The 10126-nt window shown below is 69.8% G+C and carries 10 protein-coding genes and 1 pseudogene; 4 read left to right on the top strand and 7 right to left on the bottom strand.

What is annotated here, in order from left to right; genetic code table 11:
* From FXN61_RS42685 to FXN61_RS42660, 6 genes and pseudogenes are all read right to left on the bottom strand, one after another.
* Positions 1-372 (bottom strand): annotated as a pseudogene (locus FXN61_RS42685) (quinone oxidoreductase family protein); the annotation flags it as partial.
* Positions 357-1223, bottom strand: coding sequence for a dioxygenase family protein (locus FXN61_RS42680; RefSeq protein WP_167979541.1), 867 nt, complete (start codon positions 1221-1223; stop codon positions 357-359). The pseudogene FXN61_RS42685 and the gene FXN61_RS42680, both read right to left, overlap by 16 nt.
* Positions 1224-1225: 2 nt before the next feature.
* The gene (locus tag FXN61_RS42675; protein ID WP_167979540.1) at positions 1226-2008 is read right to left on the bottom strand and encodes a citryl-CoA lyase; all 783 of its coding nucleotides are present in this window, start codon (positions 2006-2008) and stop codon (positions 1226-1228) included.
* Positions 1995-3131, bottom strand: a complete 1137-nt coding sequence (locus FXN61_RS42670; protein ID WP_167979539.1) for a CaiB/BaiF CoA transferase family protein — start codon at positions 3129-3131, stop codon at positions 1995-1997. The genes FXN61_RS42675 and FXN61_RS42670 overlap by 14 nt, the downstream gene beginning before the upstream one ends.
* Positions 3131-4561, bottom strand: coding sequence for an amidohydrolase family protein (locus FXN61_RS42665; protein ID WP_167979538.1), 1431 nt, complete (start codon positions 4559-4561; stop codon positions 3131-3133). The genes FXN61_RS42670 and FXN61_RS42665 overlap by 1 nt, the downstream gene beginning before the upstream one ends.
* Before the next feature lie 75 nt (positions 4562-4636).
* Positions 4637-5440: an IclR family transcriptional regulator domain-containing protein gene (locus FXN61_RS42660; RefSeq protein WP_167979537.1), complete on the bottom strand. Its 804-nt coding sequence runs from the start codon at positions 5438-5440 to the stop codon at positions 4637-4639.
* Between the two features lie 261 nt (positions 5441-5701).
* Between FXN61_RS42660 and FXN61_RS42655 the strand changes: the two genes are divergently transcribed.
* From FXN61_RS42655 to FXN61_RS42640, 4 genes are read left to right on the top strand one after another with little or no spacing between them, the layout of a single operon-like run.
* Complete coding sequence (locus FXN61_RS42655; protein WP_167979536.1) at positions 5702-6529, top strand: CPBP family intramembrane glutamic endopeptidase; 828 nt, start codon at positions 5702-5704, stop codon at positions 6527-6529.
* Positions 6526-7665: a sensor histidine kinase gene (locus FXN61_RS42650; protein ID WP_167979535.1), complete on the top strand. Its 1140-nt coding sequence runs from the start codon at positions 6526-6528 to the stop codon at positions 7663-7665. Before FXN61_RS42655 ends, FXN61_RS42650 begins: the two co-directional genes overlap by 4 nt.
* Positions 7662-8321 carry a response regulator gene (locus FXN61_RS42645; RefSeq protein WP_167979534.1) on the top strand — a complete coding sequence of 220 codons (660 nt, stop codon included), beginning with the start codon at positions 7662-7664 and terminating at the stop codon, positions 8319-8321. Before FXN61_RS42650 ends, FXN61_RS42645 begins: the two co-directional genes overlap by 4 nt.
* Before the next feature lie 49 nt (positions 8322-8370).
* Entirely contained in the window at positions 8371-9591 is a 1221-nt protein-coding gene (locus tag FXN61_RS42640) for a GDSL-type esterase/lipase family protein (protein ID WP_167979533.1), read from the top strand.
* A gap of 84 nt (positions 9592-9675) precedes the next feature.
* On the opposite strand, the gene FXN61_RS42635 is transcribed toward FXN61_RS42640, so the two are convergent.
* The coding region (locus FXN61_RS42635) for a helix-turn-helix domain-containing protein (RefSeq protein WP_167979532.1) at positions 9676-10126 on the bottom strand (451 nt) is incomplete at its 5' end.

Here is a 10126-nt window from a genome sequence, read left to right as displayed (position 1 = left end):
CCACGTCAGCGCCATGTGCGCGGCGACGGCGGACAGCCCGAGCGCGGCCATCGGAGCAGGCTGCACGCCGTCCGGCAGGAAGACCAGATCTTCCTGGCGCGCCACCGCCTTCGAAGTCATGCTTCCATCGCCCGCGGCCATCCCGGCGCTGGTGGGGAACCAGACCGCTCGCCCGTCGACCGTTCCCACGCCCTGCACGCCGGGCGTCGCGGGGACACCGAAATACGAGGTTCCGGTGGCGCACAACAGGTCGAGCGGAGTGATCGGGGCGGCGAGCACGTCGACGAGCACCTCGTCGGGTGCGGCAACGGGCTCGTCCCTGTCGGCCAACGCCGGAGGCTGACCGGGACGAACGATCAGTGCGGCGCGCATGGTTGCAGGACGAAGTCGTACCTGGCCTCGACCCACGGCACGGAGCACTCGAGACCGTCCGGGGTGGATCCTGGCTCGCGCTGGTCGTATCTGACCACCAGTTCCTGCTTGGTGCCGAACACGACGTCGCTGTCGAGGTACTCGGCGCCCTCCTCGAACAGGTGCGTGATCAACGGTTCGTGGCCGTCGGCGGTGAGCAGGAAGTGGACGTGCGCGGGGCGGAAGTGGCTGATCTCCGTCCGCCCGATCAGGTCGCCGACCGGGCCGTCCATCGGGATCGAGTACCCCTTCGGCGCGATCGTGCGCACGCAGTACGTGCCGTCCTCACGGGCGTGGTACTTCGCCCGCAGCCGGGCCTCGTCGACGTCGAGCTGAGCCTCATAGGCGCCGTCGGCGTCGGCCTGCCACACGTCCAGCACCGCATCCGGTACCGGCGAACCGTCGAGCGAACGGACGGTTCCGGTGATGTAGAGCGGAGTTCCCGCCACGTCGTCGGACATGTCCCCGCCGAAGCCGAGCTCGGGGGAGCCCTCGATGTGGAACGGGCCGAGCACGGTGGCCGGTGTCGCGCCCGGCTCGAACCGGTGGTTCATCTGCACTACGAGCATGCTCAGCCCGAGCACGTCCGAGGCGAGGATGAACTCCTCGCGCTTCTCGTCGCTGATCTGCCCGGTGGCGGTGAGCCATTGGATCGCGGTCATCCATTCGGCCTCGGTGAGCCGCACCTCGCGGGCGAAGTCGTGCAGGTGGCGGACGAGCGCGGTCATGAGCTGCGCGGTCCGCGGGTCCTTCGCGGTGGCCCAGCGCTGCTCCGCGAGAGTCGTGATGTTGTCCTCGGTGACCAGCTGCATGCTCACTCCTCTGAAGGCGTGACTGACCGCGTGTTCGTGTCCACGGACAGGAAGATGTCGTTGGCGACGGGATTGCGCAGTTCCTCGGCGAGCTGCCCGATCAGACCGGCGGTGCGGGCCAGCAAAGCGAAGCCCCGCAACAACTCCAGCGGGAGGCCGAGGTCGGCGAGTGCCGCACCGCACGTGCCGGCACCGTTGAGCGGCAATGTTTTGCCGAGCACGCGCGGGTGGACGCGTCCGATCGCGGCGAAGAGCGACAGGTGCGGCCCGATCAGGCCTTCCTCCGCGGCGATCTCGAACAGCCGGGCCGTGCGCGGGTCACCGTTCTTGTGCATGTGGTGGCCGAGTCCGGGGATTCGGGCTTTTCCCTGTGCCTGAACGTGAACGGTTTCCAGCGCGAGCGCGTCCCAGCCGTCGTCATCGGCCGGCAGCTCGGCGGCGCTCACCACGGCGTGCAGGAACCGGCCGGCGTCCTCGGTCACGCCGAGGAACCGCGAACCACCGCCCAGCAGCCCCGCCGCGAGCGCCCCCTGCACGGAGTCGGGCGCGGAGAGGAAGGTGAGGCGGCTGACGATCGCGGTCGGCGTGAACCCGTGGTCGGCGAGCGCGGCGAGCACGGCCTCGAACACCCGTGTCTCACCCCGGCTCGGCCTGCGCTGGGTGGCGAGCCAGAACGCCAGCTCGCCGAACCCGACGCTGCCCATCACGTCGCGGGCGAGGTCCTGTCCCAGCAACGTGATCGTCTCGGGCGTCGACGCGCCGAGCGCCGTCTCATACACCGTCACGGTCCTCCTTCAGCCACGCGCGCAGCTCGGCGCCGTGCTCGTCCAGCTCCGGTGGCGGCAGCTCGTAGACGGCGGGTGTCTCGGAGAACCGGATGGGGTGCCGGGTCGTCGGCACGTCCCCGACCACCACGACGGGATCGAGCCCGAACCGCTCGGCCATCGCGAACCCGCCGTCGATCGTGTTGATCGGCCCGCACGGCACACCCGCCGCGACGAGCAGGTCGAACCACTCGACGGCGCCGCGGGTGCGCAGCCGTTCGACCAGGACGGGCCGCAGCTCCTCGCGGTTGCGGGTGCGGTCGGCGTTGCGGGCGAACCGGGGGTCGTCCGCGACGTCCTGCAGTCCGAGCACCTCGCACAGCCTGCGGAACTGGCCGTCGTTCGCTGCCGCCACGATGAGGTCGTTGTCGGCGGTGGGCAACGGTTCGTAGGGGAAAACGCTGGGGTGCGCGTTGCCCATCCGGAACGGCACGGTGCCTCCGGCGACGAACGCCGAGCTGTGGTTCACCAGGCCGGTCAGCGCCGACGACAGCAGGTTCACCTCCACGAGCTGGCCCTGCCCGGTGGCGTCGCGGTGGCGCAGCGCAGCGAGGATGCCGATCACGGCGTGGTTGCCCGCCATGACGTCGAACACCGAGATGCCCGCGCGGTACGGCGGCCCGTCCGGATCACCGGTGAGGCTCATCAGGCCGGAGATCGCCTGCACCATCAGGTCGTAACCGGGGACGTGCCTTCCGTCCCCCGAACCGAAACCGGTGATCGACGCGTAGATCACCCGCGGGTTCGCCGCGCTGACACTCGCGTGGTCGAGCCCGTACTTGGCCAGGCCGCCCGGTTTGAAGTTCTCGATCAGGACGTCGGCACGGCGGGCGAGCTCACGGCCGAGCGCGGCGTCGGTCTCGTCGCGCAGGTCCAGCGCGATGGAGCGCTTGCCGCGATTGATCCCGAGGTAGTAGGTCGAGACGTTGTCCCGCACGGGCGGCATCCACGTGCGGGTCTCATCCCCTTGCGGGCCTTCGACCTTGACGACGGACGCGCCCATGTCGGCCAGCAGCATGGTCGCGTACGGGCCAGCGAGCACGCGCGAGAAGTCGGCGACGAGCAGGCCTTCGAGTGGACCCATCAGACGGACGTCCGGGTGTCGCCGCGGTACTCGGTGTAGGTGTAGGGGTTGTCCAGGACCTTCGTGGTCGGGATGTCCGGGTTCATGCCCTTCTCCCACGCCTCCTCTCCCAGTTGCGCACGCAGGTGGTCGACGGTGCGTTCGACCTGGGAGCGGATCGCGGCGAGGTCGACGTCAACGAGCCGGTGGTCGCGTTTGACGATCCGCCCGTCGACGATCACGATGTCCACATCGGACCGCTGGGCCTGGAACGCCACGTGCCCGTACGGGTTGAGGACGGGGAACATCGCGGGCGAGTTCTCGTTGCGCAGCAACACGATGTCGGCCTTCTTGCCGACCTCCAGGCTGCCGAGGTCTTCACGTCCCAACGCATGCGCTCCGCCCATCGTCGCCCACTCCACGACGTGCTCGGCCCTCAGCGACGAGTGCGTGACGGTGTCGTTCTTGGCGTGTGCCGCCATGTGCTCGCGCGCTCGGTCGGCGCCCAACGTCGTGCGCATTGCGGAGAACAGGTCACCGCTCCACCACACCGAGGTGTCCATCGACAGCGACACCGGGATGCCGTGGTCGCGGATCGCCCAGGTGGGCGGGTAACCCTGGCCCGCGCTCTGCTCGCTCTCGGTCGACACGGAGATCGACCCGCCGGTGGCCGCGATGCGGTGGTAGGAGTCGGCGGACAGCGTGGCGGCGTGCACGTAGATCGACTGGGGCGTCATGAACCCGTTGTCGTACATGAGGCGAATGCCGTCGTCGTTGGTCGCGCCCCACACGCCCGCGTGCGTGGTGACGGGGACACCGAGCTCGCGCGCCACCTCGAAGGCCGGCTTCTCCGGGAACGCCGGGTCGCCGGTGACGTCGAACGCGAGCTGGAAGCCCAGCATGTCGTCGCCGGTGATGCGGCGGGAGACGAAGTCGCGGAACTCGGGCTTGGCCGTCCACGACGCGGGGCTGTCCTGGATGTTGCCGTAGGCCAGGACGAACCGGCCCGGCACCGCTTGCAGCGCGTCGACCGCGGCGTCGGCGTGATCGGTCGTCTGCAGCCCGTGCGACCAGTCCACGGTCGTGGTGACACCGGCGTCGAGCGCTTCGGCGGCGCCGAGAAGGTTGCCGGCGTGGACGTCTTCAGGACGGAAGACCTTGCCCCACTCCAGGTAGTACCAGACGAAGTACTGCGTGAGCGTCCAGTCGGCGCCGTAGCCGCGCATGGCGGTCTGCCACATGTGCCGGTGTGTGTCGATCATGCCCGGCATGACGATGCCGTGCGTGGCGTCGATCTCGACGGTGCCCTCCGGCACCTCCAGCCGAGACCCGATCGCGGCGATCTTGTCACCGGCGACGAGGACGTCGTGATCGGCCAGCACCCGATGCTGGCCGTCCATCGTCAGGACGGTGCCGTTTCTCAGGACAACAGGACGTCGTTCGCCGACCATCGGGGACCTCCTCGACCGGCATGCGGACAGGTGTCCGTTGAATCCTCAACCTTGTCCGGCCGTGCGTCAACCCGCTCAGGCAACGACCACGTGCGGCACCGTGTCGAGCCGCGCGAAGTCGGCGCTGATGTCGCCGGCCGCCTGCAGCAGGAGCGGCAGGTGGTGCTCGACCATGAACTCGACCGACGTCTCGGCCGCGTGGCAGTTGACGTTGAGCCCGGCCACGACCGTGCCGTTCCCGTCGCGCAACGGCGCCGCGATCGACCGGATCCCCGGCGCGAGCTGCTCGTCGGTCAACGCCCACCCGCGCGCCCGCACGTCCCGCAGCTCTGCGTCGCGCTCGGCCACGTCCGGCTGCCACCTTGGTGTTAGTCCCGACCGCGTCGGCTGCGCGAGCACGGCCTCCAGCTCGGCCGGCGGCAACGCGGCGAGCTGCACCTTCCCGAGCGAGGTCTGCAGTGCGGGGAACCGCGTCCCGATCTGCACCGACAGCGTGACGATCTTGGGCACCGCGACCCGCGCGACGTAGACGATGTCCGAGCCGTCGAGCTGCGCGATCGAGCAGGACTCGTTGGTGCGCGCGCCCAGGCGTTCCATGTGCGGGCGGGCGACGTCCCACAGCCCCATCGACCGCACGTACGCGACACCGAGTTCCAGGACCTTCGGCGTGAGCGCGAACCCGTTCTCGTTCTGCCGCGCGTACCCGAGCTCGACCAGCGTGAGCAGGACACGCCGGGCGGTCGGCCGCGCGAGTCCGGTGGCCGCGGCGACCTCGCTGAGCGGCATCACCGGACGCAGCGGCTGGAACGCGCGGATCACGTCCAGCCCGCGGGCGAGCGCCTCGATGAAGTCGGGGCCGGTGTCAGGACGAGCAGGCATGCCATCACGGTAGCGGACACCTGTCCGCTAGTGCCGTGACCGCCAGGCTTTGCCCCGTATTTCGACGGTCAGACGGGTGCGAGGTGCCCTGCTGAGCGCCGGAAGGCGCGGTGATGGCTGGCGGTCACGGCACTAGACCGTGTCCCTCGTGCGAGCTACACGCGGATGTCCACTCAGCGGTGACGTTTCGGCGCCGCGAAATCCCTAGCGTTCCCGGCAACGGCGGCACGACGGCCGCGAACATCTGACGAAGGATCGCTCATGCGACTGTTGAAGCAGCTCGGCCTGGTGGCGCTGGTCGCACTGGCCGGTAGCGCCGGTGTCAACGCGGTGGCGTGGAACGTGCCGCTCACCGTGGTCCTCGGCCTCGCCACGGCGGTGCTGTCCCTGGCCGCGTACACCTGGGTGGTGCGGCGGAGCGAGCGCCGTGAGCCCGTGGAGGTCGCGCTGAAGACCGCTCCGGCCGCCCTCGGCCGTGGAGTCCTGATCGGACTCGCGATGTTCGTCGCCGTGATCGTGAACATCGCTTTCCTCGGGAGCTACGAGGTGAACGGCTGGGGTTCCGCGACGGGCGCGATCGCGATCTTCGGGTTCACGGCCGCCGCCGTGGTGGTGGAGGAGCTGCTGTTCCGCGGCATCCTGTTCCGCATCGTCGAGGAACGGCTCGGCACGTGGGGTTCGTTGGTGCTCAGCGGTGTGCTGTTCGGTCTGGTGCACGCGTTCAACCCGAACGCCACGTTGTGGAGCTCCACCGCCATCGCGATCGAGGCCGGCTTCATGCTCGCCGCGGTGTACGCGGCCACGCGCAACCTGTGGGTGCCGATCGGAGTGCACTTCGGCTGGAACTTCGCCCAGGGCGGTGTGTTCAGCACCAGCATCTCCGGCACGGACGCTCCGCAGGGGCTGCTGGACGGTGTCACGTCCGGTCCCTCCATCGTCAGCGGCGGGGAGTTCGGGCCTGAGGCGAGCGTTTACTCGGTACTCGCCGGTGTGCTGCTGACGGTGGTCTTCCTGTGGCTGGCCCGGCGCCGGGGCAACGTCGTGCCACGCAGGGGACGCAGGGCACCGGCCGCTACGCTCGCTACGTGAGCCGCGTGAGCCGTCTGGTCAGCTTGTGGCGCCGCTGGGACGTCACGGTTCAGGACGCACCGCTCGCGCTGTTTTTCGTGCTGGCGTCGCTGGTGCCCGCGTTGTACAACAAGGGCACTCAGCTCGGCGAGTTGCCGACCAGGCCGATGGACGCATTCGCGATCGTGGTGATCGCACTGGAATGCCTGCCGCTGATCGTGCGCAGGCGGTGGCCTCTGATCTGCCTCGCGCTGGTGTCGATCGCGTTCGCCGCCGACCAGCTGCGCGCCTACCACACCGTCGCCGGCACCGCCCTGCCCATCGCGCTGATCAGCGCCGGACTGCACGTGTCGCATCACCGGCGCGGCACTGTGATCGCGGCGTCCGCCGGATACGTGGCGCTGGCGGTCGCGCTGGACCTCAACGGGGCGACCGAGGGCGTGGCCGGGTTCGTCACCTTCTACCTGGCGCTGGCCGCCGCGTGGGCCATCGGCGCGTGGCTGCGGCTCTCCCGCAGCGCGGAGGAGGAACGCCGCCGGCACATCGCCGTGGCCACCCGCGTCGAGGAACGGACCTCCATCGCCCGCGAGCTGCACGACGTGGTGACCCACCACGTGACCGCGATGGTGGTGCAGGCCGAGGCAGCGCGTTATCTGACCGCGTCCCCCGACCGTCTGGACCAGACGTTGCAGGCGATCACCGACACCGGACGGCGGTCCCTCACGGACCTGCGGCACCTGCTGGACCTCCTGAACCCGGACCACAGCAGAGAGTCCCTCGGCGACCTGCACAGCCTGGTCGAGCAGACCAGGCTGGCCGGTCAGCCGGTGGAGTTCGCCGAGGAGGGACGGACGACGCGGGACGCGGGCAGTGCCGAAGCCGTCGCGTACCGGGTCGTGCAGGAAGCGTTGACGAACGCGCTCAAGTATGCGCACGGCAACCCGACGAACGTCCACGTGCGTTACGGCGAAAGGGAAATCCTCGTGGAGGTCGGCACGGAGGGCACCAGGTCGTCCACCGCCTCGCCCGGCGGAAGCGGCCGCGGCCTGGCCGGGTTGCGCGACCGCGTCGACGTGCTGGGCGGCGAGTTCACGGCGGGACAACAGGAAGGCGGCTTCGTGGTCCGTGCGCGCATCCCCGCGGGGAACCCGTCGTGACCGCACCGGTCCGCGTGCTGGTCTGCGACGACCAGGCGCTCATCCGCACCGGGTTCGCCACGATCATCGACGCGCAGCCCGACCTCGAGGTGGTGGGGGAGTGCGGGGACGGCCGCGCGGCGGTCGACCTGACCGCCAGGCTGAACCCGGACGTCGTGGTGATGGACGTGCGGATGCCGGTGCTCGACGGCATCGCGGCGACCCGGCTGCTGGCGGGCGCCGGCGTCGCCGATCCCGTCAAGGTTCTCGTGGTGACGACGTTCGACCTCGACGACTACGTCTACGAGGCACTGCGTGCCGGTGCGAGCGGGTTCCTGCTCAAAGACGCGCCACCGGCGCAGCTGCTGCACGGCATCAGGACCGTCGCGAGCGGTGCTGCCCTGCTCGCCCCCGAGGTGACCCGCCAGCTCGTCGGCAGGTACGCGGCGCGCATCCGGCCCGCCGAGCAGACCCCGGCCCAGGTCCAGCTCGCCCCGCGCGAGCTCGAGGTGCTGCGGCTCATCGCGGAAGGCCTGTCCAACAGCGAGATCGCCACGGCACTGGTGATCAGCCAGGAGACGGTGAAGACGTACGTGTCGCGCATTCTCACGAAGCTCGACCTGCGCGACCGGGTGCAGGCGGTCGTCTACGCCTACCGGCGGGGACTGGTGACCTGACGGTCACAGCTCGTGACGTGATCGCCACGATCCGGTAAGAAGGCGAGCCATGAGCACTCGGATGGTCGTGTTGAGCGCGCTGGTCGCCGCCACCCTGGTCACGCCTGCCGCCGAGGCCGAGCGGGCGGGCACCGGCTGGTTCACCTCGTGGGCGCAGTCCCAGCAGCACCTCGCCCCTGTCACGCTGCACGACCAGTCGATGCGGATGATCACGCATCTCAGCCAGGGCGGCAGCGCTGTCCGGATCCGGGTGCAGAACACGTTCGGCAAGGTCCCGCTGACGATCGACCGCACGACCGTCGCGCTCAGCACCGGTGGTGCCGCGGTGGAGGCCACGCGCGACGTCACGTTCGGCGGCCGTCGCGCGGTCACGATCCCGCCCGGCGGCGAGCTGTGGAGCGACCGGACGTCCCTGAACACCGCGCCCGGCGCCGACGTCGCGGTCAGCATGCACGTCGCGGGTGACGTCGTCCCCGGCCGGCACGAGTCGGCGTTCCGGGAGAACTACCTGACGCCGCCCGGCTCCGGTGAGCACACCACGGACACAGGAGCGGCGTACACGCAAACGGTCCAGTCGACCTACGTGGTCAGCGCGGTCGACGTGTTCAACCCGCGGTTGAAGGGGACGGTGGTGCCGTTCGGCAGCTCGGTCGTCGACGGCGTGGGCAGCACCAACTGCGGACCCGGCTGCACCGAGCTGGGCACCAACAAGCGGTGGACGGACGTGCTGGCCAGGCGGATCGTCGCCGAGTCGCCGCACCAGCCACAGCTCGCCGTCGCCAACGCCGGTATCAGCGGAACGACGAGCGCCGTCTGCCCGAGGACACCGGCGGCGTTCGTCGGCCTGGACGCGCTGGCACGGCTGGAACGAGATGTCCTTGCGCTGCACGGCGTCACGGACGTCATCTACTACTACGGCACGAACGATGTCGCGAACGGCTGCACTGCGAACGACATCGTGGCGAGCTACCGCGAGGTGTTCCGGCGACTGCGTGCCGCCGGGATCGCCGTGCACGTCACCCCGATCACGCCCAGGCCCGGTTACAGCGACCAGAACAACGTGGATCGCCACGCCGTCAACGACTTCGTGAAGCGCGGCAGCGACTGCTCGGACACCTGCTCGTCGTTGATGGACTTCGAGCAGGTGCTGGAGGACCCGGTCAGGCCGAACAGCATCAACCCGCCCTACGACACCGGTGACGGCGTCCATTCAAACATCAAGGGGCAGCAGGCGATCGCGGACTACATCGCGCTCGACGCGATCGCCTGAGTCAGGGCTTCGGAGCCGGGACGGGCGCGCCCGTGCAACTGTTCGTCGTCGTGCGGCAGGTGTCGAAGAAGGTCACCGTGCTGCTCACCTGGAAAGCCCGATCGCCAGCGTCAGTTCGAGCACCCGTTGCGGCGAGGCGAGATCCGGGTACAGCTCACGCAGTTGCGACATCCGGTACCGGACGGTCTGCGGATGCACGAACAACGCCGTCGCCACCTCCTCGCGCCGGCCGTGGTGCAGCAGCCACGCCCGAAGCGTCTCCTCCAGCCGTCGAGCCGTGCTCACAGGCAATGCACGCAACGGCGCGAGCGCGCGCGCACGCAGGTCGCGTCGCTCGGCATCGGCGCTGAGCACGAGCTCGACCAGGTGGTCCTCGGTGTCGCGGATGTCGGGGGACACCTGACGCGCGCGCATGGCCCGTGCGTAGGAGGCGGACGCACGCATCCATGGACGTGCGGGGCCGACGACGACGGCGGTGCGGGCGGTCAGCTGCCGCAGCAGGTGCGGGCGGTCGGCGTCGGGCACCAGCAGCACG

Origin of the sequence: Lentzea indica (assembly GCF_012184385.1) — a bacterium.
Classification (GTDB): Bacteria; Actinomycetota; Actinomycetes; order Mycobacteriales; family Pseudonocardiaceae; genus Lentzea; species Lentzea indica.
The sequence above is the reverse complement of the archived record's forward strand: the minus strand, read 5'-3'. Positions and strand labels throughout refer to the sequence as shown.

What these genes read in the sequence shown, in the direction of transcription:
- FXN61_RS42680 (WP_167979541.1), bottom strand. Translation starts at nt 1,223, where the DNA reads ATGCAGCTGGTCACCGAGGACAACATCACGACTCTCGCGGAGCAGCGC.
- FXN61_RS42670 (WP_167979539.1), bottom strand. Translation starts at nt 3,131, where the DNA reads ATGGGTCCACTCGAAGGCCTGCTCGTCGCCGACTTCTCGCGCGTGCTC.
- FXN61_RS42665 (WP_167979538.1), bottom strand. Translation starts at nt 4,561, where the DNA reads ATGGTCGGCGAACGACGTCCTGTTGTCCTGAGAAACGGCACCGTCCTG.
- FXN61_RS42660 (WP_167979537.1), bottom strand. Translation starts at nt 5,440, where the DNA reads ATGCCTGCTCGTCCTGACACCGGCCCCGACTTCATCGAGGCGCTCGCC.
- FXN61_RS42655 (WP_167979536.1), top strand. Translation starts at nt 5,702, where the DNA reads ATGCGACTGTTGAAGCAGCTCGGCCTGGTGGCGCTGGTCGCACTGGCC.
- FXN61_RS42640 (WP_167979533.1), top strand. Translation starts at nt 8,371, where the DNA reads ATGAGCACTCGGATGGTCGTGTTGAGCGCGCTGGTCGCCGCCACCCTG.